This window comes from Allobosea sp. 05T439 (genome assembly GCF_056396005.1).
The window spans coordinates 257,376-279,137 of record NZ_JBFTKP010000005.1; the positions used below are offsets into that span (position 1 = coordinate 257,376).

The 21,762-nt window shown below is 65.7% G+C and carries 19 protein-coding genes; 17 read left to right on the top strand and 2 right to left on the bottom strand.

Going from position 1 to position 21,762, the window contains the following annotated elements; genetic code table 11:
- Positions 1–28: 28 nt before the first annotated feature.
- The 8 genes from miaB (at position 29) to trmB (ending at position 8,564) form a co-directional block, all read left to right on the top strand.
- Positions 29–1,384: a tRNA (N6-isopentenyl adenosine(37)-C2)-methylthiotransferase MiaB gene (gene miaB, locus AC1DIO_RS08265; RefSeq protein WP_476775118.1), complete on the top strand. Its 1,356-nt coding sequence runs from the start codon at positions 29–31 to the stop codon at positions 1,382–1,384.
- Between the two features lie 220 nt (positions 1,385–1,604).
- On the top strand, positions 1,605–2,693 hold the full coding sequence (locus tag AC1DIO_RS08270; protein WP_476775131.1) for a PhoH family protein: 1,089 nt from the start codon (positions 1,605–1,607) through the stop codon (positions 2,691–2,693).
- Positions 2,690–3,259 (top strand): rRNA maturation RNase YbeY, encoded by a 570-nt coding sequence (gene ybeY, locus AC1DIO_RS08275; RefSeq protein WP_441492016.1) that lies wholly within the window; start codon positions 2,690–2,692, stop codon positions 3,257–3,259. The genes AC1DIO_RS08270 and ybeY overlap by 4 nt, the downstream gene beginning before the upstream one ends.
- The gene (locus tag AC1DIO_RS08280; protein ID WP_441492017.1) at positions 3,256–4,239 is read left to right on the top strand and encodes a hemolysin family protein; all 984 of its coding nucleotides are present in this window, start codon (positions 3,256–3,258) and stop codon (positions 4,237–4,239) included. The genes ybeY and AC1DIO_RS08280 overlap by 4 nt, the downstream gene beginning before the upstream one ends.
- Positions 4,239–5,834: an apolipoprotein N-acyltransferase gene (gene lnt / locus AC1DIO_RS08285; protein WP_476770852.1), complete on the top strand. Its 1,596-nt coding sequence runs from the start codon at positions 4,239–4,241 to the stop codon at positions 5,832–5,834. Before AC1DIO_RS08280 ends, lnt begins: the two co-directional genes overlap by 1 nt.
- A gap of 139 nt (positions 5,835–5,973) precedes the next feature.
- Positions 5,974–6,387 (top strand): helix-turn-helix domain-containing protein, encoded by a 414-nt coding sequence (locus tag AC1DIO_RS08290; RefSeq protein ID WP_069878567.1) that lies wholly within the window; start codon positions 5,974–5,976, stop codon positions 6,385–6,387.
- A 159-nt stretch (positions 6,388–6,546) separates the two neighbouring features.
- A complete protein-coding gene (gene metK, locus AC1DIO_RS08295; RefSeq protein WP_441492019.1) occupies positions 6,547–7,752 on the top strand; it encodes a methionine adenosyltransferase in 1,206 nt (401 codons plus the stop codon).
- Between the two features lie 107 nt (positions 7,753–7,859).
- On the top strand, positions 7,860–8,564 hold the full coding sequence (trmB, locus tag AC1DIO_RS08300) for a tRNA (guanine(46)-N(7))-methyltransferase TrmB (RefSeq protein ID WP_476767838.1): 705 nt from the start codon (positions 7,860–7,862) through the stop codon (positions 8,562–8,564).
- Here the strand turns inward: trmB and AC1DIO_RS08305 are convergent.
- Positions 8,539–9,627 carry a DUF2336 domain-containing protein gene (locus AC1DIO_RS08305; protein ID WP_441492021.1) on the bottom strand — a complete coding sequence of 363 codons (1,089 nt, stop codon included), beginning with the start codon at positions 9,625–9,627 and terminating at the stop codon, positions 8,539–8,541. The two genes, trmB and AC1DIO_RS08305, sit on opposite strands and share 26 nt — an antisense overlap.
- A gap of 297 nt (positions 9,628–9,924) precedes the next feature.
- Here AC1DIO_RS08305 and rimP point away from each other — a divergent pair, with 297 nt between their 5' ends.
- From rimP to truB, 6 genes are all read left to right on the top strand, one after another.
- On the top strand, positions 9,925–10,605 hold the full coding sequence (gene rimP, locus AC1DIO_RS08310; protein ID WP_441492022.1) for a ribosome maturation factor RimP: 681 nt from the start codon (positions 9,925–9,927) through the stop codon (positions 10,603–10,605).
- 5 nt (positions 10,606–10,610) lie between these two features.
- Positions 10,611–12,200 carry a transcription termination factor NusA gene (nusA, locus tag AC1DIO_RS08315; protein ID WP_069878570.1) on the top strand — a complete coding sequence of 530 codons (1,590 nt, stop codon included), beginning with the start codon at positions 10,611–10,613 and terminating at the stop codon, positions 12,198–12,200.
- A gap of 14 nt (positions 12,201–12,214) precedes the next feature.
- Positions 12,215–12,943, top strand: coding sequence for an RNA-binding protein (locus tag AC1DIO_RS08320; protein ID WP_441492023.1), 729 nt, complete (start codon positions 12,215–12,217; stop codon positions 12,941–12,943).
- Positions 12,940–15,798, top strand: coding sequence for a translation initiation factor IF-2 (infB, locus tag AC1DIO_RS08325; protein ID WP_476853315.1), 2,859 nt, complete (start codon positions 12,940–12,942; stop codon positions 15,796–15,798). The genes AC1DIO_RS08320 and infB overlap by 4 nt, the downstream gene beginning before the upstream one ends.
- 146 nt (positions 15,799–15,944) lie before the next feature.
- Complete coding sequence (gene rbfA, locus AC1DIO_RS08330) at positions 15,945–16,376, top strand: 30S ribosome-binding factor RbfA (protein WP_441492025.1); 432 nt, start codon at positions 15,945–15,947, stop codon at positions 16,374–16,376.
- Complete coding sequence (gene truB, locus AC1DIO_RS08335; RefSeq protein WP_476767842.1) at positions 16,363–17,301, top strand: tRNA pseudouridine(55) synthase TruB; 939 nt, start codon at positions 16,363–16,365, stop codon at positions 17,299–17,301. Before rbfA ends, truB begins: the two co-directional genes overlap by 14 nt.
- Before the next feature lie 354 nt (positions 17,302–17,655).
- Here truB and AC1DIO_RS08340 read toward each other — a convergent pair whose 3' ends face one another.
- A complete protein-coding gene (locus AC1DIO_RS08340) occupies positions 17,656–18,267 on the bottom strand; it encodes an NAD(P)-dependent oxidoreductase (RefSeq protein ID WP_441505096.1) in 612 nt (203 codons plus the stop codon).
- Positions 18,268–18,389: 122 nt separating this feature from the next.
- Between AC1DIO_RS08340 and AC1DIO_RS08345 the strand changes: the two genes are divergently transcribed.
- The 3 genes from AC1DIO_RS08345 to pnp all read left to right on the top strand — a co-directional run bounded on the left by AC1DIO_RS08345 (position 18,390) and on the right by pnp (position 21,692).
- Positions 18,390–18,776, top strand: a complete 387-nt coding sequence (locus AC1DIO_RS08345) for a winged helix-turn-helix transcriptional regulator (RefSeq protein ID WP_441492028.1) — start codon at positions 18,390–18,392, stop codon at positions 18,774–18,776.
- A gap of 153 nt (positions 18,777–18,929) precedes the next feature.
- Positions 18,930–19,199, top strand: coding sequence for a 30S ribosomal protein S15 (gene rpsO / locus AC1DIO_RS08350; protein WP_043239192.1), 270 nt, complete (start codon positions 18,930–18,932; stop codon positions 19,197–19,199).
- Positions 19,200–19,517: 318 nt separating this feature from the next.
- Positions 19,518–21,692 (top strand): polyribonucleotide nucleotidyltransferase, encoded by a 2,175-nt coding sequence (gene pnp / locus AC1DIO_RS08355; RefSeq protein WP_476853316.1) that lies wholly within the window; start codon positions 19,518–19,520, stop codon positions 21,690–21,692.
- The last annotated feature ends 70 nt before the right edge of the window (positions 21,693–21,762 follow it).

Consider the following 21,762-nt stretch of genomic DNA (forward strand, 5'->3'; position numbering starts at 1 on the left):
AGACGGTTTGGAGACCCGATCCGAAACGATGAAGAAAGTCCACATCAAGTCCTTCGGCTGCCAGATGAACGTCTATGACGGGCAGCGCATGGCCGACATCCTTGCCGCGCAAGGCTACGAGGAGACGGCGGCGCCGGAAGGCGCGGACCTCATCCTGCTCAACACCTGTCATATCCGCGACCGCGCGGTGCAGAAGGTCTATACCGAGCTCGGCAAGCTGCGCGACCTGAAGAACGGCCAGAACGCGGCCGGCCAGGAGACGAGAATCGTCGTCGCCGGCTGCGTTGCCCAGGCTGAAGGCGCGGAAATCCAGCGCCGGCAGCCTGCCGTGGACCTCGTCGTCGGCCCGCAAGCCTATCACCGGCTGCCGGAGCTGCTGGCGGAGGCGAAGCGCAAGCGCGTCGTCGACACGGACCTGCCGATCGACGACAAGTTTGGCTTTCTGCCAGCGCCGAAACCTGCGGCCATCCGGGGCCGCGGCATCTCGGCTTTCGTCACCATCCAGGAAGGCTGCGACAAGTTCTGCGCCTTCTGCGTCGTCCCCTATACGCGGGGCGCCGAATTCTCGCGGCCGGTCACGGCACTCGTCAGTGAGATCGAGCGACTGGCGGATGCCGGCGTGCGCGACGTCACGCTGATCGGCCAGAACGTCAATGCCTATCATGGCGAAGGCCCCGACGGGCAGATCTGGGGCCTGGCGCGGCTGATGCACCGCGTCGCCGAGATCGCTGGCATTGCCCGCATTCGCTATACGACGAGCCACCCGCGCGACATGGACGACGATTTGATCGCCGCCCATCGCGACCTGCCGCAGGTCATGCCGTTCCTGCACCTGCCGGTGCAGGCGGGCTCGGACCGCATCCTGGCAGCCATGAATCGCAAGCACACGGCGGACGAGTATCGCCTGTTGATCGAGCGCGTGCGCAAGGCGCGGCCCGATATCGCGTTGTCCTCCGACTTCATCGTCGGCTTCCCCGGCGAGACCGAGGCGGATTTCTCCGAGACGCTGCGGCTGGTCGAGGATATCGGCTTCGCTTCGAGCTACACCTTCAAATACTCGCCCCGTCCGGGCACGCCCGCGGCCGAGCTGGAGCACCAGATCGCCCCGGAAGAGATGAGCGAACGGCTGCAGCGCCTGCAGGAGCGCGTCGAGCATCACCGGCAGGCCTTCAACCACGCCATGGTCGGCCGCACCGTCGATGTCCTGTTGGAACGTGCCGGACGTCACCCCGGACAGCTTGCAGGGAAATCGCCATACCTTCAGGCTGTGCAGATCGACACCAAGGCGAATCAGATTGGCGACATGGTGAAGGTGCTGATCGAACGGGCTGGCTCCAATTCGCTGTTCGGCCGCGAGGCCGGGCCAGAGGGGCTCGCCGCGTGACCGCCAGATCACCAGGTCCAGCTTTCGAGCCAGCTCTCAATGCCTGTCATCAGGATGAGATCGACGCGTCCGGATATGCCGAAGGACTACCCGGCCTCACGCCCCTGTTCGGCCGGGCACGCGCGCCAGGGAGACGACTCTATTGGCACAGACTGACCAGGTGACCCCGAGATCCGATCGAGAGCCGCGCCGCGAGGGCGCATCGCCACGTGTCGAGAGCCTGACACGCGACGGGGTCCCCGCCACGGAAGTCGTGTTGTCCTTCGAGGATAACCGGCTGGCCAGTCTGGTCTTCGGTCAATACGACCAGAATCTGGCTCATCTTGAGCGCCGGCTCGGTGTCGTGATCAGCCCGAACGGCAACCATGTCACCGTCAAGGGCCCGCGCGAGACGGCCGAGCAGGCCGGGCGCGTGCTGAAGACGCTCTATACCCGCGCCAAGGCGGGCGCTCCGCTCAATCTCGGCGAGGTCGACGGAGCCATCGAGGAAAGCAACATCCAGCGTTCGCTGTTCCCGGCGGAAAATACCGGCAAGGCCTCGTTCGAGGCGATCGTCACCCGCAAGCGTGGGCCGGTGCGGGCCCGGAATGCGGCGCAGGATGCATATCTGCGCCAGCTCAAGCGCCACGAGCTCGTGCTCGCGGAGGGGCCGGCCGGCACCGGCAAGACCTGGCTCGCGGTCGGGCATGCCGTCTCGCTGATCGAGCAGGGCGTGGTCGAGCGCATGGTGCTGTCACGTCCGGCCGTCGAGGCTGGCGAACGCCTCGGCTTCCTGCCCGGCGACATGCGCGAGAAGGTCGATCCCTATCTGCGCCCGATCTATGACGCGCTGAACGACTTCATGGAGGCGCGGCATGTCGAGCGCGCCCTGCAGACCGGCATGATCGAGATCGCTCCGCTCGCTTTCATGCGCGGACGGACCCTGACCAATGCGGTCGTGCTGCTCGACGAGGCTCAGAATGCGACCTCCGTGCAGATGAAGATGTTCCTCACCCGGCTCGGCGAGGGCTCGCGCATGATCATCACGGGCGATCCGAGCCAGATCGATCTGCCGTCGGGACAGCGCTCGGGATTGGTCGAGGCCGTGAGGCTCTTGGCCGATGTGGAGGGCGTCGGCCATGCCCGCTTCGAGGAAGGCGACGTGGTCCGGCACGATCTCGTGCGCCGCATCGTGATGGCTTACGAGGATGCTTCCCGCCGAGAGCGGGATGAGCGCGAGGAGCGTGCCCGGTCCGTCGTCGCCGAGGCGGCGCCTGAAGACCACAGCGAGGGTCTGCGGCGCACATTGTCGCGGGAGAGGCCGCGATGAACGATCGACCTCGTTCGCGGCGCGCAGCGCCGCGAACGCAAAGCCTCGCGATCGACATCCGCCTGCAGTCGCGCCGCTGGCGCGAGCTCGCGGATCTGCGCGAGCGCGTCGCCCGGGCAACGGAAGCGGCGCTCACCGTCGCCGCCATCAAGCCGCTGGCCGAAGCAGAGCTGAGCCTTCTCTTCACCGACGACAAGCGCATCCGCATCGTCAATCGCGACTGGCGTGGCTTCGACAAGGCGACGAATGTGCTCTCCTTTCCAGCCGCCACGCCGGAGCGCATAGGCTCGAGCCCCGTCCTCGGCGATATCGTGCTGGCCTATGAAACCGTTGCGCGCGAAGCCGAGAGCGAAGGCAAGAGCATGGGCGACCATCTCAGCCATCTCGTCATCCACGGCCTCCTGCACGTGCTGGGCGAGGATCACGAGACCGAAGCCGAAGCGACGCGGATGGAAGGGCTCGAGATCGCCGCGCTCGCGAGCCTCGGCATCGCCAATCCCTATGCCGGCACCGAACCAGAAGCCGCTCCAGCGGCACAGACCAAGGCAGATCACCCCGTACCATGAGCGACGACAGTAGACCCTCCCCAAGTGAACCTCCCAGTCGCGGCCTGGCACAATGGCTGAGCCATTTCCTCGACCGGCTGGGCCTGCGGAACGGGGCAACGATTCGCGAGGACATCACCGAAGCGCTCGCCCAGGGGAGCGGGCAGCTCGCCGATCTGAGCCCGCAGGAGCGGGCCATGCTCTCCAATGTTCTGAGCCTGCGCGAGCGCCGCATCGCCGATGTCATGGTCCCGCGCGCCGACATCATCGCGGTCCAGTCCGAGGCAACACTCGGCGAATTGCTGGCCCTGTTCCGCACCGCCGGCCATTCGCGCCTCCCGGTCTATGGCGAGACGCTCGATGACCCCCGCGGCATGGTCCATATCCGCGATTTTCTCGATTTCATCGCAGCCCGGGCCAAACCCGGTCGCCGCGGCGCGCAGCCCGGAACGGCCGGCCCCAATCTCGGCGCGATCGATCTTTCCGTCACTCTGGCTTCGGCCAAGATCCTGCGGCCCGTGCTCTATGTGCCGCCGTCGATGCCTGCCGTCGATCTGCTGGTCAGGATGCAGGCCACCCGCACACATATCGCCCTCGTCATCGATGAATATGGCGGCACCGATGGCCTGGTCTCGATCGAGGACCTGGTCGAGATCGTGGTCGGCGATATCGAGGACGAGCATGATCTCGACACCGCGCCGACGATCGCGGTGGCTGGCGAGAACCGTTTCACCGCCGATGCCCGCGCGACACTCGAAGACCTGAAGGACGCAACCGGGATCGACCTTTCCGAGACTGACGTCGCCGAGGACGTCGACACGCTCGGCGGGCTCATCGTCACGCTCGCCGGGCACGTCCCGGCACGGGGCGAGCTGATCCAGGGGCCCGAGGGGCTGGCCTTCGAGATTCTCGACGCCGACCCGCGCCGCATCAAGCGGCTGCGCATCCATCGGAATGTTCCCACCGTCTCCGAGGCTCCTGCGACGACGGATCCCGGCTGATGCGCCTTGCCGCCCTGGCCGACAGGGTCATCCTCGCCTGGGGCTGGCCGAAGCGCCTGATCGCGCTCGTCGCCGGCGCCAGCGGCGCCCTCGCCCTGCCGCCCCTCGATCTCTGGCCACTGATCGTCGTGCCGATGACCATTGCGGTCTGGCTGATCGACGGCGCAGTCGGCACAAGTCGCGGGGCGCGCTTCCGCGCCGCCATGGCTGCCGGCTGGTGGTGGGGTTTTGGCTTCTTTCTCGCAGGACTGTGGTGGCTTGGTGCTGCCTTTCTTGTCGAGGCCGACAAATTCGCCTGGGCCATGCCGCTCGGCGTCATTGCCCTGCCCGCCTTCCTCGCCGTCTTTCCCGCCCTGGCCTTCGGTGCCGCCCGCCTGGTCTGGCCACATGGCGGCGGCCGCATCCTCATCCTTGCTGTCGCGCTCGCCTTGAGCGAGTGGCTGCGCGGGCATGTGCTGACGGGCTTTCCCTGGAACGTCTACGGCATGATGCTGGCCGGTCAACCATGGATTGCGCAGTTCGCCTCAGTCGCCGGCCTTTACGGCCTGACCTTGGTGGCGGTCGCGCTCGGCGCAGCGCCGGCGATGCTCGGCACCGGCAAGCCGGGCCCGGAGCGCTGGCAGGCGCCAGTTCTGGCGCTCGCGGTCCTGTGCGGGCTGCTCGGCTTTGGTGCTTGGCGCATTCCCGCCGCGCCATCGCCCACCGTCCCCGGCGTGAAACTTCGCCTGATGCAGCCCAATCTGCCGCAGGACGCCAAGTTCAATCCGCGCAACGGCGAAGCGATCCTCAACCGCTATCTTGCGCTCAGCGACCGGGCGACAAGTCCCACGACTCTGGGCGTCCAGGACGTCACCCATCTGATCTGGCCGGAATCGGCCTTCCCTTTCCTGCTCGGACGAACCCCGGGCGCGCTGTCGCGGATCGCGGCCCTGCTGCCGCCGAACACAACCTTGATCACCGGCGCAGCCCGCGCCGGCGAAACGCTGCCGGGCGAAAGTCGGCCGCCGATCTTCAATTCGGTCCAGGTTGTCGACGATCAGGGCGTGATCGTCGCGAGCTATGACAAGGTCCATCTCGTGCCGTTCGGGGAGTACTTGCCCGCGTTCCTCGAGACGCTGATCCGCAGTGTCGGACTGTCCGAATTCGTCGCCGTTCCCGGCGGTTTCACGGCCGGCGCACGCCGGACACCGCTCACCGTGCGCGGCTTGCCGCCGGTCGCATCGCTGATCTGCTATGAGGCCGTGTTTCCCGGCGAGGTGATGCCGCAGGGCCCCAGACCCGGCTTCATGCTCAATCTCACGAATGACGGCTGGTTCGGTCAGACGAGCGGTCCTTACCAGCATCTCGCCCAGGCCCGGTTGCGGGCCGTCGAGCAGGGATTGCCCCTGGTGCGCGTCGCCAATACCGGCATATCCGCCGTGATCGACGCCTATGGCCGGATCACCGGCAGCCTGCCGCTGGGGAGCGAGGGGGTGCTCGACTCGGCCCTGCCCAGTCACGCCTCTGTTACGCCTTACGCGCAGCTCGGGGATGTCATTTTTGCAGGCCTTGTTGTAATATTCTTGCTCATCTCGCGGTTGCGACTTTCAAAATAATTCCAACTGGAACTATTCCCAGCGCAGAAGATGTCGTTTAAGAAGCAATTTAGTTGAAACTAGTGTATTGTGTTTGACCATAGGACACTGCCGGATTGCGGCTTCGGCAGAATGCCCCTGATCCGAGGCCCGTCGATCCATGCTGAAGAAAATCCCCAATCCGATCGATCGCCATGTTGGCAGCCGCGTCCGGATGCGCCGCATGCTTGCCGGCGTCAGCCAGGAAAAGCTTGGTGAAGCACTTGGGCTGACCTTCCAGCAGGTTCAGAAATACGAGAAGGGCGCAAACCGCATCAGCGCCAGCCGCTTGCAGCAAATCGCCAAGATGCTGGATGTGCCGGTCTCCTTTTTCTTCGAGGGCGCCCCGTCCGGCGACATGCCGTCGGGAGGCTTCTCGGACGCCGCCTCCACGACCTATATTTCGGATTTCCTGGCGACCAGCGAAGGCGTGCAACTCACCAAGGCCTTCGTGCGCATTAAAAATGGGCAGGTTCGACGCCGGGTTATCGATCTGGTTGAGGCCATTGCCGAGGAACACGCTGAAAAGCCCTGATTGAAGCGTCTCGGCGTTCGTCTTGACGAACGTTTCTCCCGATAAACGGATTTGAGCGCTTGACGGCGAACACGTTCGCTGCAAGAACGCTGCGCCCCGCACCGGCAGGGTCCGTGCTGGCGGCCACCAGCTTGTCCGTGCATGAAGGATCCTTCGTCCGTGTCACGCCAGAACTATCTCTTCACCAGCGAGTCCGTTTCCGAAGGTCATCCTGACAAGGTTTGCGACCGGATTTCCGACGAGGTCGTCGATCTGTTCTTCAAGGAGGCCGTCAAGGCAGGGATGGATCCGGCCCAGGTGCGCGTCGCTTGCGAGACCCTGGCCACGACGAACCGCGTCGTCATCGCCGGTGAGGTCCGCACCTCGCTCGACGAGAAGGCGCTGAAGAGCAAGGTCAAGTCGGCGGCCCGCAAGGCGATCCGCGCGATCGGCTACGAGCAGGACGGCTTCCACTGGAAGAAGTGCAAGATCGACGTGCTGCTGCACTCGCAATCGGCCGACATTGCCCAGGGCGTCGACGCCGCCGGCAACAAGGAAGAAGGCGCGGGCGATCAGGGCATCATGTTCGGCTACGCCTGCCGCGAGACGCCCGAGCTGATGCCGGCGCCGATCTACTACGCCCACAAGATCCTCGAAGTCCTGGCCAAGGCCCGCCATGCGGGTGAAGGACCGGCCGCCAAGCTCGGCCCCGATGCCAAGAGCCAGGTCACCGTCAAATACGAGAACGGCAAGCCGGTCGGCGTCACGCAGATCGTGCTCTCGACCCAGCATCTCGACGACTCGCTGAGCTCTGCGGATGTCCGCAAGATCGTCGAGCCGCATATCCGCGAGACGCTGCCTGAGGGCTGGATCTCGAAGGACACCGTCTGGCACGTCAATCCGACCGGCAAGTTCGTGATCGGCGGTCCTGATGGCGATGCCGGCCTGACCGGCCGCAAGATCATCGTCGACACCTATGGCGGCGCTGCCCCGCATGGCGGCGGCGCGTTCTCCGGCAAGGACCCGACCAAGGTCGATCGTTCGGCTGCCTATGCTGCGCGCTACCTCGCCAAGAACGTGGTTGCCGCCAAGCTCGCCGAGCGCTGCACGATCCAGCTCTCCTACGCCATCGGCGTTGCCAAGCCGCTCTCGATCTATGTCGACCTGCATGGCACTGGCAAGGTCGACGAGGCCAAGCTCGAAAAGGCTCTGGGCGAGGTGATGGATCTCAGCCCGCGCGGCATCCGGACCCATCTCAACCTCAACAAGCCGATCTACGCGAAGTCTGCCTCCTATGGCCATTTCGGCCGGAAGGCCGGTCGCGACGGCAGCTTCTCCTGGGAGAAGACCGACCTGATCGACACGCTGAAGAAGGCCGTAGCCTGATCCAGCGCGGATGTTATGACGGGGTTCGGTCTACCGGATCCCGGAGAGGCCGGAGCGATCTCGCTCCGGCCTTTTGCTTTCGCCGGTGACGACGGGGTTTTGGGATCATGAGCGAAGAACGAGACCTGGAGAGAGATCTCGAACGAGCCTTCTTCGGCCGGCGCAAGGGCAAGCCTCTACGCGAAGGTCAGAGCGTGCTGATCGAGGGCACCCTGCCACGGCTGCGCCTGCCCGAAGGCGCGATCCTGGATCTGAAGGCATTGTTTCCCAAGCCGGTCGAGGCGGTGCGGCTGGAGATCGGCTTTGGCGGCGGCGAGCATCTGCTCTCCCGCATGCGAGAGAGTCCGGAGATCGGCTTCATCGGCTGCGAGCCCTTCGTCAATGGCATGGCGAAGTTCCTGGCGGTGATCGAGCGGGAAGGCCTCACCAACGTCCGGCTCTGGGATGGCGATGCCGCGCTGATGCTGCCGCGCCTGCCGGAAGGCGGCCTCGATGCGATCGACCTGCTCTATCCCGATCCCTGGCCGAAGCGCAGGCAACGCAAGCGCCGTTTCGTCTCGGAGCGGACGCTCGCCCTGTTCGCGCGGGCGCTGAGGAAGGGTGGGCGTTTCCGCTTCGCCAGCGATATCGACGACTATGTCGGCTGGACCTTGTCGCGGCTGCTGCACTCACCGGATTTCGACTGGGCCGATGAGCGCGCCGACGACTGGCGCCAACCCTATCCGGGCTGGATCCGCACGCGTTACGAGGCCAAGGCCATCGCTGCCGGGCGCGTACCGAGCTATCTCACTGCACGCCGTCGCGCATCCTGAGGAAGCCGAGCACCCGCTGCGCCGTCACCGGCGTCAGGTTGCGGAAGTTCTGGCGGGCCCGCTCGACCGCAGGTGCCGATTTGCCATCGCCCTTGCGCAGGGTGATCAGGGCGCGAGTAGTCTCCCAGGACCAGCCAAGCCCCCGGCCGACGAGCAGCACCGCGTCGCGATCCGGGCCGAGGATGATCTGCTCCGTCGCCTGCAGGCCGAGCCTCGCCAGGATGGCGACGCCGCAGATGGCGTGTTCGATTGCGCCCGAAGCGGCGAGCTCGGCGACCTTGGCCTCGTCGAGTCTGCCCTCATCATGGAAGGCCTTGATATCGGCCAGCGCAGCGCTGAACTTGCCGAGATCGTCCTGAAGCTGGTCTTGTGCGGCGACCGCATCGGCGCTGCGCTCCACCGCGCGGTCGACGGCTCCGCCCATTGCCGGCTCGAACGTCGCAGCGAGCCTGCGACGCGCCGAATTCTTCGCAGCCAACGTCAATTGCTCGACCAGCTCTGCCGGGATGTCGCTCCGGGTTCCCAGCGTCGCCTGCAAGCCGTCATCCTGGACCGCACGCATCACCAGCACGCCCATGCCATGCCGCGAGAAGCGGGCGGATTGGTTGGCCGCAACCGCGTGGGTCACGACACGACCGCCCCGCAGGATCAGGAAATCAGTCACCGGCTCGGCGAGATACGGACGCTCGGTGATCGCGAGCATATGGTCGCGCCCCTTTGCGGCGGAGATCGCAACCAGATCCTGATCGGACAGCACGGGTGAGCCCACCAGAACCGGCCGCGCAACCGCGATCTCGTCGAGCGCAAGCTGGCGCACCACGCCGCCTGGCGCATTCGGCACGATGGACAGCCGCTCGGACAATTCGACCCGCGCGCGGGTTTCAATGGCGCGGGCAAGCCTGCCGATCACCACGTCGAAGACGCTGATCTGGTCATCGCCCATCGTCGCGGCCGTGCTGACGAAGAGATCGGTCAGACGCATCAGGATCTGGACGCGCTCATCGCCCGAGCCTCGCGACATCGTCGCTTCAAGATCACGCAACAGCGCGCTGACCGAACTCATTACGCAACCTCTTTACGCACCATTGGCCGACGCTAGACGAGAAGAATGACCAGCCGGTTAGCGCAATTGCATAAAGCCGGGCGCGGAATGGAAGCACCATTGCCGTTACATGGCGTTCCTTTCGACACCCTGCTCCCTGCCAGGGCAGCTTTGATCTTGCATGCCCGGCCGTTGCGGACTAAATAGCGACGCAACAGCTCTGGTTTCGGTGTAAGCCGATGATCAAGAGCGGGCCGGCCGGCCCGCTCTTTTTTGTTGGCCGCAAGCCCTGCCGGAGCGAAGGCAGGCAGTCCGAACATGAACGAGCCGACAGCAGCAGATCAGGACAGGCGCGTAGTGACCGAAAGCGGTGTGGCCGCGCGTGTCGCTGCCATCATCGAGCCGGCGATCATCGATCTCGGCTACAGGCTGGTGCGCGTGCGCGTCTCCGGCCAGAACGGTTGCACCGTGCAGATCATGGCCGAACTCCCGGACGGCACGATGACCGTCGAGGGTTGCGAGGCGGTGAGCCAGGCGGTTTCGCCGGCGCTCGACGTCGACGATCCCATCCAGGCCGCGTATCATCTCGAGGTGTCGTCGCCGGGGATCGACCGGCCGCTGGTGCGCCCGAGCGATTTTGCGCGCTGGTCCGGTCACCTTGCCAAGATCGACACGCACGAGCTGGTCGGCGGCCGCAAGCGCTTCCGCGGCATCCTGCGCGGCGTCGAGGGCGATACGGCCCTGCTCTCGCGCGACGATGCGAAGACCGAGGAAGAGCGCGACGTCGCGATTCCGATGAACGCCATTGGCGAAGCGCGGCTTGTTCTGACCGACGCCCTGGTCACCGAATCACTGCGGCGGGGCAAGTCTGGCCTGCCGCCCGAGATGCCGCCGGCGGACGAGATCGCCAGCCCGAAGAAGGGCAGGGGCAAATCACTGGGACCGCGCCCGGGCACACAGCCCAAGCCGGCTCCGCAGAACGACAACGAAGAGGAGTGAGCGTCATGGCTGTTAGCGCCAACAGGCTCGAACTGCTGCAGATCGCGGATGCCGTCGCCCGCGAGAAATCGATCGATCGGCAGATCGTCGTCGACGCGATGCAGGACGCCATCGCCAAGGCCGCTCGCTCGCGCTACGGCGCCGAGACCGACGTTCATGCCGAGATCAACACCAAGTCGGGCGAACTTCGCCTGGCGCGCCACCTGCAGGTCGTTGAGCAGGTCGAGAACACCTCGACCGAGATCACGCTCGCCGAAGCCAAGCGCCACAATCCGGCAGCCCAGGTCGGCGACGTCATCTCCGATCCGCTGCCGCCCTTCGATTTCGGCCGCATCGCCGCTCAATCGGCCAAGCAGGTCATCGTGCAGAAGGTGCGCGAGGCCGAGCGCGATCGCCAGTATGACGAGTACAAGGATCGCATCGGCGAGATCGTCAACGGCGCAGTGAAGCGCGTCGAGTACGGCAATGTCTTCGTCGATCTCGGCCGCGGTGAAGCCATCATCCGTCGCGACGAGATGATCCCGCGCGAGACCTTCAAGGTCGGCGACCGCGCACGCGCCTATGTCTACGACGTGCGCCGCGAGCCGCGTGGCCCGCAGATCTTCCTGTCGCGCACGCATCCGCAGTTCATGGCCAAGCTGTTCGGCCAGGAAGTGCCGGAGATCTATGACGGCATCGTCGAGGTGAAGGCTGTCGCCCGCGACCCAGGCTCGCGTGCCAAGATCGCCGTGATMAGCCGCGATTCCTCGATCGATCCCGTCGGCGCCTGCGTCGGCATGAGGGGCTCGCGCGTGCAGGCCGTCGTCGGCGAGCTGCAGGGCGAGAAGATCGACATCATTCCGTGGTCGCCGGATGTCGCGACATTTGTCGTCAATGCACTGCAGCCGGCTGAAGTCGCGAAGGTCGTGCTCGACGAAGAGGCCGACAAGATCGAGGTCGTGGTTCCCGACGAGCAGCTCTCGCTCGCCATCGGCCGCCGCGGTCAGAATGTTCGCCTCGCCTCGCAGCTGACCGGCTGGGATATCGACATCCTGACCGAGGCCGAGGAATCGGAGCGCCGCCAGAAGGAATTCCTGCAGCGCACCGAGACCTTCATGAACGCGCTGAATGTCGACGAGACCGTCGGCCAGCTGCTGGCCTCGGAAGGCTTCCGTTCGGTCGAGGAGGTCGCTTACGTCGACCTCGCCGAACTGGCCACGATCGAAGGCTTCGACGAGGAAACGGCGGGCGAGATCCAGTCGCGCGCTCAGGAATACCTAGCGACGGTCGAAGCCGAGCTCGACGACAAGCGTCGTGCTCTGGGTGTCGAGGACGCATTGCGCGAAGTCGAGGGCATCACCACATCGATGATGGTCGCGCTCGGCGAGAACGATGTGAAGTCCGTCGAGGATCTGGCGGGCTGCGCGACTGACGATCTCGTCGGCTGGACCGAACGCAAGGATGGCGAGAGCACACGCCATTCCGGCTATCTCGACGGGTTCGACCTGTCGCGCCAGGATGCAGAGGCCATCATCATGGCCGCGCGCATCAAGGCGGGCTGGGTCGAAGCTCCCGCTGAGGAGCCCGAGGCCGACAGCGAAGCGGCCGAGGCCTGAGTCAGGCGCGCGTGATGAAAAGGCCGGAATCGGCGCGGCCCGCGCACAAGGACGGCCCTGAGCGCAGCTGCGTCGTGACCCGCATGGTCAAGGCGCCGGAGGATCTGATCCGGTTCGTGGTCAGCCCCGACGGGGTTCTCACGCCGGATTTGCGCCGCAAGCTTCCGGGCCGCGGCGTCTGGACGAGCCTCAGCGCGGCCACGGTCGCCGAGGCGATCAAGCGCAAGGCCTTCGAGCGCTCGCTCAAGACCAAGGTCATGATACCGCCTGATCTTGCGGCTATGATCGATGGCTTGATGCATCGCGATGCAGTCCAGGCGCTGGCCATGGCCAACAAGGCGGGACTGGTTTCGTCCGGCTTTGCCAAGGTCGAGGCTTCTATCGGATCGGGGCGTCTCGCCGCGGTGATCGAAGCCAGCGATGGCGCCGAGGATGGCCGACGCAAGATAGGACAGGCTCTCAAGCGGGTTGCGGCAGCGCGAGCCGAGGATGGGCTGAAGGTCCGAAACACACCTGTCGTCGCGGAATTCGCGGCGGCTGATTTGGAATTGGCGTTGGGGCGGTCACATGTGATACATGCGGCCCTTGCTCCGGGACCGGCGGCCGAGGGTTTCCTCTCCCGCTGGCGTCGGCTCGTCCGTTACCGGATGGGCGATGCCGGTGCGTTGGGCCCGGAAAGCCCGACGGATTTCGACGAGACAGACGAACACACGACCGAACCGGCAGGACCGAAAGCGGAATGAGCGATACCAAAAACCCGGGCGACAAGACTTTGACGGTCAGCCCTCCGAAGACCCTAACGCTGAAGCGGCCGATCGAGCAGAGCACGGTTCGGCAAAGCTTCTCGCATGGGCGCTCGAAGCAGGTCGTCGTCGAGGTCAAGCGCCGCGTCGGTGGGCCCGAAGTCAAGGAAGCGCCGGTGGCTCGTGCGCCGCAGCCCGCGGTGCAGCCCGCTGCCCCGCGTCCGGTCGTACCCCAGCCGGCTCCCGCAGCTCCGAAGCCAGGCGGCATGCTGCTGCGCACCCTCTCGGACGACGAGAAGGATGCGCGTCAGCGCGCCCTGTCCGACTCGCGAGCCCGTGAGCTCGACGAGCGCCGTCAGGCCGAAGAGGAAGCCCGCCAGCGTGCGCTTGTTGCAGAACGCGAACGGGCCGAGCGCGAGGCAGCTCTTGCTCGCCAGCGCGAGGAAGAAGAGCGCCGTCGTCAAGAAGACGAGCAGAAGCGTCGCGCCGAAGTCGCCGCTCGTCAGCGCGATGATGCCCAGGCCGCCCGTCCGGCAGCCCCCCAGCAGCCGCGTGAGCAGGTCTCGGCCCCGGCTCCATCCGCTCCGCCGCAGCAGCAGGCGCAGCCGTCCCAGCCTTCAACCTATGCTCCCGCCGCACGGCCCGCATCCGGTCCGCGCGAGTTCGGTGGCGCACGTCCGCAGATGCGCGACGTCGGTGCACGTCCGCCGCGGCTCGACTCGCGTCCTGCCCGGGTCGACGCACCGCGTCCCCCCCGTGCCGGTGATCCGAGCGCTCCCGCAGAGCCGGCCGTCGTCCGCCCGGCCCGTCAGGCCCCTTCGGCCGGCGCCCCGCGCAGCCGCCCCGATGATGGTGAGGCCAGGCCCGCGTTCCGTCGCCCCGGCGGCGCTCCCGGCGCTGCCAATCGCGGCGCGCCGACTCCCGCCCCGAAGACGCCCAAGGCCGGTGAGAAGCCGCGTGGCCGCCTGACGCTCTCGACCGCTACCGGCGGTGATGACGAGCGGACACGGTCGGTTGCAGCCTTCCGCCGTCGCGTCCAGCGCATGACCGGGCACCGTGCCTCGGACGTCGCCAAGGAACGCGTGATGCGCGAGGTGATCATCCCCGAGACGATCACCATCCAGGAACTCGCCAACCGCATGACCGAGCGTGGCGTCGACGTCATCCGCCTGCTGATGAAGCAGGGCGCGATGCACAAGATCACCGACGTGATCGACGCCGACACTGCTCAGCTCGTGGCCGAGGAAATGGGCCACACCGTCAAGCGCGTCGCCGAATCCGACGTCGAAGAAGGCCTGTTCGATACGYCCGACACCGATGAGATGCTGATCCAGCGTCCCCCGGTCGTGACCATCATGGGCCATGTCGACCACGGCAAGACCTCGCTGCTCGATGCGATCCGCCAGACCCATGTCGTGACCGGCGAGGCCGGTGGCATCACCCAGCATATCGGCGCCTATCAGGTGACGACGCCGACCGGCTCGAAGGTGACCTTCATCGATACCCCGGGCCACGCCGCCTTCACGGCGATGCGTGCCCGTGGTGCCAAGGTGACGGATATCGTCGTTCTCGTGGTGGCAGCCGACGACGGCGTGATGCCGCAGACGGTCGAGGCCATCAACCACGCCAAGGCGGCCAAGGTCCCGCTGATCGTGGCGATCAACAAGATCGACAAGCCCGACGCCAACCCGGACCGCGTGCGGTCCGAGCTGCTGCAATACGAGATCCAGGTCGAGACGCTGGGCGGCGAGACGCTGGAAATCGAGGTTTCGGCCAAGACCGGCCAGAACCTCGACAAGCTTCTCGAGGCTATCTCCCTGCAGGCAGAACTGCTCGATCTCAAGGCCAATCCCGATCGCGCTGCCGAAGGCACCGTGATCGAGGCGAAGCTCGATCGCGGCCGCGGCCCGGTCGCGACCGTGCTCGTCCAGCGCGGCACGCTGCGCACCGGCGACATCGTCGTGGCGGGCTCGGAATGGGGCCGGGTGCGCGCCCTGATCGGCGACACCGGTGCCCAGATCAAGGAGGCGCCCCCGTCGCTGCCGGTCGAGGTTCTCGGATTCAACGGCACGCCTGAGGCCGGCGACCGCGTCGCGGTTGTCGAATCCGAAGCGCGTGCCCGCGAGGTCACCGATTACCGTGAGCGTCAGAAGCGCGACCGGATCGCAGCTCGTGGCGGTGGATCGGCAGCGGGCCGCTCGCTCGCGGAGATGATGCGCGACCTCAAGGAAGGCGCTGGCCGCAAGGAATTCCCGCTCGTCGTCAAGGGCGACGTGCAGGGTTCGGTCGAGGCCATCGTCGGCACGCTCGAGAAGGTCGGCAACGACGAGGTGCGCGCACGCGTGCTGCAGTCGGGTGTCGGCGGCATCACCGAATCCGATATCACGCTCGCCCAGGCTTCCGGCGCGGCTGTGATCGGCTTCAACGTGCGTGCCCACAAGGAAGCGCGCGAGGCGGCCGAACGGGCCGGCGTCGAAATCCGCTACTACAACATCATCTACAACCTCGTGGATGACGTGAAGGCGGCGATGTCGGGCCTGCTGGCTCCGACCCTGCGCGAGACGATGCTCGGCAATGCCCAGATCCTCGAGATCTTCAACGTCTCGAAGGTCGGCAAGATCGCCGGCTGCCGCGTCACCGACGGCACGATCGAACGCGGCGCCAATGTCCGCCTGATCCGCGACAATGTCGTGGTCCACGAGGGCAAGCTCTCGCAGCTCAAGCGCTTCAAGGACGACGCCAAGGAAGTGGTTGCCGGCCAGGAATGCGGCATGTCCTTCGAGAATTATCAGGACATGCGCGCTGGCGACGTGATCGAGTGCTATCGCGTCGAGGAGATCAAGCGGACGCTGTGATCCGTCGCGGCCGGGCTTGTCCCGACCGCCTGACGATCACGAGCGCCCGCTCCTTCGCAGAACCTTGACGTCATGGCCGGGCCAAGCCCGGCCATGACGTTTCTACGATCCACGCTCATCCGGTCCGAGTCCGGAGATCGAGAACCATGGCAAGACCAGCAAAACCCAGCGGCCCCTCGCAGCGACAATTGCGCGTCGGCGAACTCATCCGTCACGCACTGGCCGAGATGCTCGCCCGCGGCGACATTCACGACGACGTGCTGGCGAAGCATGTCATCACCGTGCCGGAGGTGCGCCTCTCGCCCGATCTCAAGCTCGCGACGGCCTACATCATGCCGCTCGGCGGCAATGACATCGCGCCGGTCCTGAAGGCGCTCGATGGCCACAAGCGCTATATCCGGGGCGAGATCGCCCATCGGGTGAACCTGAAATACGCGCCCGATATCCGCTTCCGCCAGGATGAGAGCTTCTCGGAGGCCGAACGCATCGATGCGCTGCTCGATTCCGATTCGGTGCGCCGCGACACGCTGCGCCAGCCCCTGAAGATCGACCAAGACGACCATCATGACGACGAATAGCGAGACAGTGGCGCCTCCGCACGCGCAGCAGCCCCGCCCGAAGAAGCGCGACGTGCATGGTTGGGTGGTGCTCGACAAGCCCGTCGGCATGACCTCGACCCATGCGGTCAGCGTGGTGAAGCGCGCCTTCAGCGCCAAGAAGGCCGGCCATGCCGGCACGCTCGACCCCCTCGCTTCAGGCCTGCTGCCGATCGCGCTGGGCGAGGCGACCAAGACAGTCCCCTTCGTCATGGATGGCCGGAAGGCCTATCAGTTTACCGTCGCCTGGGGCTCGCAGACCGAGACCGACGATACCGAAGGCCGTGTGATTGCGACCTCGGAGCTACGCCCGCAGGAATACGCCATCGCGGCCCTGCTGCCGCGCTTCACGGGCACGATCCTGCAAACGCCCCCCAAATACTCAGCCATCAAGATCGCCGGCGAGCGCGCCTATGACCTCGCCCGGGATGGCGAAGAGGTGGTGCTGCAGCCCCGCCCGGTCGAGATCGATGCGCTGTCGATCGTCAGCCATGACGGCGCGACGACGACGTTCGAGGCCGAATGTGGCAAGGGCACCTATGTACGCGCCATCGCCCGCGATCTCGGCGTTGCGCTCGGCTGCCTCGGGCATGTCGCCCATCTCAGGCGCACCCGCGTCGGCCCCTTCACGGTGACCGAGGCGACGACCGTCGAGACGTTGCGCAGCAGCCAGGAAGAGGCCGAGGGCGCACTCCGGCCGGTCGCAGCAGCGCTTGAGCTCATTCCGGAGATCGTGGTCCATCGCGATGCGGCCCTGCGGCTGAAGCGTGGCCAGAGCGCACTATTGCGCGGTCGCGATGCGCCGATCGAAGCCGAGGCTGTCTATGCGACCAGCGGCGGCGTGCTCATCGCCACTGGCTCGATCAGCAATGGCGAGCTGGTGCCGCACCGGGTCTTCAATCTCTAATCCATGCGGTCGGATCCCGTATCCAATCCCATGATTCAACCCCCTGGGTTTGCGTCGGCCTTTCCGAAAGCCGCAATCCACTTTTCGGGCCGATGCTTCAGGCCGGGACGAGACTGAACTGCGTGGCGCGCAAGCGTGCAGCGTCACGCAGGGGCGGTGCTCCGAACAGGCGACTTGTACTTCCAGCTGAACTGCGACGGGCTTTCATAGCCCGCCCTGAAGCCCGCCCTGAAGCCCGCCGAGGCGGCATCGAACAACTCCGGCCTAGCCGGGTCCGGCATCATGCCGGAGCCAGGCGGCGGCCGAGATGCAGGCCGCCGCCACTACCAGAAAGCCTGAATTGCTCGCGATGGTTCAGTAACCGACCGTGAAGCGCTGGCGCGAGTGGGCAGGCTTCTCCAGTTCGTCGACCAATGCGATCGCGTAGTCCTCGGCCGAAATCGCGCTCTTGCCCTGCGCATCGACCAGAAGCTGATCCCTGCCGAGGCGGAACTTGCCGGTGCGCTGGCCGGGCTGGATCAGCGCCGAGGGTGACAGGAACGTCCAGTCCAGTTGGCTCTCACCCTTGAGCAGCTCGAGGAAGGCGCCGCCCTTCTTCGCCTCTGCCAGATAGATCGCCGGGAACTCCGGCGTGTCGAACAGCTGCTTGCCTGGCGCGACCTCGAGACTGCCCGCGCCACCGACGACGAGATAGCGCTTCACGCCGGATTGCTTGACGGCGGCCAGCAGAACCGCCGGGTCGCTCGCGGTGAAATGCACGGCACTGATCACCGCGTCATGGCCAGCGAGCACGCTGGCCAGCCCGTCGCGATCGAAGACGTCGCCTTTCAACGGCGTCACACCAGTCGCCGCTGCGACCTTTCCGGGGTTGCGGGTGATCGCCGAAACCGCGTGTTCGCGGGCGGACAGCTCGGCCAGCAGGCGCGAGCCGATGAAGCCGGTAGCGCCGATGAGAGCGATTTTCATGAGATCTGCCTTTGGCTAGTATCTTTCAGGAACCAACATCCTGTGCGATACTAGATGGAGGCAGCGTGGAGCCTCGTAAAGAAGGCACTTTCACGCGACATGGTCACCTGAGGGAAACCACGATGCTGCAACGCCCGGACGCCTTCAACGCCCAATGCCCGACCCGCCAGGTCCTCGACCGCATCGGCGATAAATGGGCGGTGCTGATCCTGATTCTGCTCGGAGAGGGGACGTTGCGCTTCAACGAGCTGCGCCGACGCATCGACAACATCTCGCAGAAGATGCTGTCGCAGACATTGCGGAGCCTGGAGCGCGATGGGTTGATCAGCCGCGAGGCGTTCCCCACCGTGCCCGTAACTGTCGAGTATTCGCTGACCGAACTCGGCCGCACGCTTGCAGCAACCGTGCACGGATTGACGCGCTGGGCCGAGACCCATATCGGCGAGGTCGAGGAAGCGCAGAGGCGCTACGACCACGGTCTGCCCCGGCCTGCCTCGTCGCCGCGCTAGCGTTTTACCCAGATTCGTGTATATCCCGCGCCAACCGGCCTTGCGGCTGGCTGCGCATCTCCTCCGTGATGAGGTGGATTGCGGGTTCCGGACCTTGCTGGACGACATCCCGGCCTGGCCCGCCAGATCAACATTCAACTGAAGGATCACACGATGTCGATTACGCCGGAGCGCAAGACCGCGCTCGTGAAGGAACATGCCACCAAGCCGAATGACACCGGTTCGCCGGAGGTCCAGGTCGCGATCCTGACGGAGCGCATCAACAACCTGACCGGTCACTTCAAGTCGCATGTCAAGGACAACCATTCGCGTCGCGGCCTGCTGAAGCTGGTTTCGCAGCGCCGTTCGTTGCTCGACTATCTCAAGGGCAAGAGCGAAGCGCGCTACAGGACGCTGATCGAGAAGCTCGGCATCCGCCGCTGATCGATCGCAAGAGCTTCCCGCCCGGCACCGATCGGTTCCGGGCGGTTTTTCCAGAGCATGATGCCGAAAGGTGGGAACCATCTTTCGGGCGACATGATGCTCCTACTCCAGGGTCTGGCCGCAATGGTGCGGCGCCCTGACTCCAACGCGGCGGCCGCATGGGTGGCTTAGCCGCAGGCCTCCGCCGGACGCCCCGACGTCCATGGCAGGATCGCCGAGCGCTCGGGCGCAATGCTCACCGTCTCCCGAGCTTTCCGCCGTCTTGCCCATGGGCTTGAGACGTCCGGACGTGTGCCACATCCGATCCGAAAGAGAACCATGTTCGACATCCAAACCGAAGAGCTGATCTGGGGCGGGCGCAAGCTCGTGCTCGAAACCGGCAAGGTCGCCCGCCAGGCCGACGGCGCCGTGCTCGCCACCTATGGTGAGACCGTCGTGCTCGCCACCGTCGTCTCGGCCAAGGAGCCGAAGCCGGGCTTCGACTTCTTCCCGCTGACCGTGAACTACCAGGAAAAGACCTTCGCGGCCGGCCGCATCCCGGGCGGCTACTTCAAGCGCGAAGGCCGCCCGAGCGAGAAGGAGACCCTGGTCTCCCGCCTGATCGACCGGCCGATCCGCCCGCTTTTCGCCGACGGCTACAAGAACGACACCCAGGTGGTCTGCACCGTGCTCCAGCATGACCTGGAGAACGACCCCGACATCGTTGCGATGGTCGCAGCTTCGGCCGCACTGACCCTGTCCGGCGTGCCCTTCATGGGCCCGGTCGGCGCCGCCCGCGTCGGTTATTTCGACGGTGCCTACAAGCTCAACCCGCTGGTCGACGAGATCAAGGAATCGGGCCTCGACCTCGTCGTCGCCGGTACCCAGGACGCCGTCCTGATGGTCGAGTCGGAAGCCAAGGAACTCTCCGAAGAGATCATGCTCGGCGCCGTGATGTTCGGCCACAAGCATTTCCAGCCGGTGATCGACGCCATCATCCGTCTGGCTGAAAAGGCCGCCAAGGAGCCGCGCGACTACCAGCCGGCCGACCAGTCGGCGATCCTCGACGCCGTGCTCAAGGTTGGCGAAGCCGAGCTCCGCGTCGCCTACAAGATCACCGCCAAGGCCGAGCGCTATAAGGCTGTCGACGCCGTCAAGGCGAAGGTCGTCGAGGCGCTGGTCTCGGCCGAGCCGGATGGCGTGAAGACCTTCACCAAGGAACAGGTCGCCGGCCAGTTCAAGGAAGCCCAGGCCAAGATCGTGCGCTGGAACATCCTCGACGACGGCATCCGCATCGACGGTCGCGACGTCAAGACGGTCCGCAAGATCGTGGCGGAAGCTGGCATCCTGCCGCGCACCCACGGCTCGTCGCTGTTCACCCGCGGCGAAACCCAGGCGCTGGTCGTGACCACGCTCGGCACCGGCGACGACGAGCAGTTCATCGACTCGCTGGAAGGCACCTACAAGGAAACCTTCCTGCTGCACTACAACTTCCCTCCCTACTCCGTCGGCGAGACCGGCCGGATGGGTTCGCCCGGCCGCCGCGAGATCGGCCATGGCAAGCTCGCCTGGCGCGCGATCCGTCCGATGCTGCCGGCCAAGGGCKAGTTCCCCTACACGATCCGCGTCGTCTCGGAGATCACCGAGTCGAACGGCTCCTCCTCGATGGCCACCGTCTGCGGCACCTCGCTGGCGCTGATGGATGCCGGCGTGCCGCTGAAGGCTCCGGTTGCGGGCATCGCCATGGGCCTGATCCTGGAAGGTGAGCGCTTCGCGGTGCTCTCCGACATCCTCGGCGACGAGGATCATCTCGGCGACATGGACTTCAAAGTGGCCGGTACCGCTGCGGGCATCACCTCGCTGCAGATGGACATCAAGATCGCCGGCATCACCGAGGAGATCATGCAGGTCGCGCTTGGCCAGGCCAAGGGCGGTCGTGACCACATCCTCGGCGAGATGTCCAAGGCGCTCTCCACCTCGCGCGCCCAGCTCGGCGAATATGCCCCGCGCATCGAGACGATGAAGATCCCGGTCGACAAGATCCGCGAAGTCATCGGTTCGGGCGGCAAGGTCATCCGCGAGATCGTCGAGAAGACCGGCGCCAAGGTGAACATCGAGGACGACGGCACCATCAAGATCGCCTCGGCCGACGGCAAGTCGATCGAAGCCGCGATCAAGTGGATCAAGTCGATCGTCTCGGAAGCCGAGCCGGGCATGATCTATGACGGCACCGTGGTGAAGATCATGGAGTTCGGCGCCTTCGTGAACTTCTTCGGCGCCAAGGACGGCCTCGTTCACATTTCCGAACTGGCCGCCCAGCGTGTCCAGAAGGTCTCGGACGTCGTCAAGGAAGGCGACAAGGTCAAGGTCAAGTTCCTCGGCCAGGATGAGCGGGGCAAGATCCGCCTCTCGATGAAGGTCGTCGACCAGGAGACGGGCGAGGATCTGACCGAGAAGCTCAAGGCTGCCCGCGACGCCGAGAAGGCCCGCGAGAAGCAGCCCGCCAGCGAGTAAGCTCCGGCTTCATCGCCAGACCACAGGCGCCCCGCATCTCACGATGCGGGGCGTTTTCTTTTTTGCGGTG

Bases quoted from the DNA above. Each gene is read 5' to 3' on its own strand.
- AC1DIO_RS08345 (WP_441492028.1), top strand. From the start codon at position 18,390: ATGCTGCAACGCCCGGACGCCTTCAACGCCCAATGCCCGACCCGCCAG.
- ybeY (WP_441492016.1), top strand. From the start codon at position 2,690: ATGAACGATCGACCTCGTTCGCGGCGCGCAGCGCCGCGAACGCAAAGC.
- rbfA (WP_441492025.1), top strand. From the start codon at position 15,945: ATGGCAAGACCAGCAAAACCCAGCGGCCCCTCGCAGCGACAATTGCGC.
- AC1DIO_RS08305 (WP_441492021.1), bottom strand. From the start codon at position 9,627: ATGAGTTCGGTCAGCGCGCTGTTGCGTGATCTTGAAGCGACGATGTCG.
- rpsO (WP_043239192.1), top strand. From the start codon at position 18,930: ATGTCGATTACGCCGGAGCGCAAGACCGCGCTCGTGAAGGAACATGCC.
- trmB (WP_476767838.1), top strand. From the start codon at position 7,860: ATGAGCGAAGAACGAGACCTGGAGAGAGATCTCGAACGAGCCTTCTTC.
- AC1DIO_RS08320 (WP_441492023.1), top strand. From the start codon at position 12,215: ATGAAAAGGCCGGAATCGGCGCGGCCCGCGCACAAGGACGGCCCTGAG.
- AC1DIO_RS08340 (WP_441505096.1), bottom strand. From the start codon at position 18,267: ATGAAAATCGCTCTCATCGGCGCTACCGGCTTCATCGGCTCGCGCCTG.
- AC1DIO_RS08280 (WP_441492017.1), top strand. From the start codon at position 3,256: ATGAGCGACGACAGTAGACCCTCCCCAAGTGAACCTCCCAGTCGCGGC.
- AC1DIO_RS08290 (WP_069878567.1), top strand. From the start codon at position 5,974: ATGCTGAAGAAAATCCCCAATCCGATCGATCGCCATGTTGGCAGCCGC.
- lnt (WP_476770852.1), top strand. From the start codon at position 4,239: ATGCGCCTTGCCGCCCTGGCCGACAGGGTCATCCTCGCCTGGGGCTGG.
- miaB (WP_476775118.1), top strand. From the start codon at position 29: ATGAAGAAAGTCCACATCAAGTCCTTCGGCTGCCAGATGAACGTCTAT.
- rimP (WP_441492022.1), top strand. From the start codon at position 9,925: ATGAACGAGCCGACAGCAGCAGATCAGGACAGGCGCGTAGTGACCGAA.
- truB (WP_476767842.1), top strand. From the start codon at position 16,363: ATGACGACGAATAGCGAGACAGTGGCGCCTCCGCACGCGCAGCAGCCC.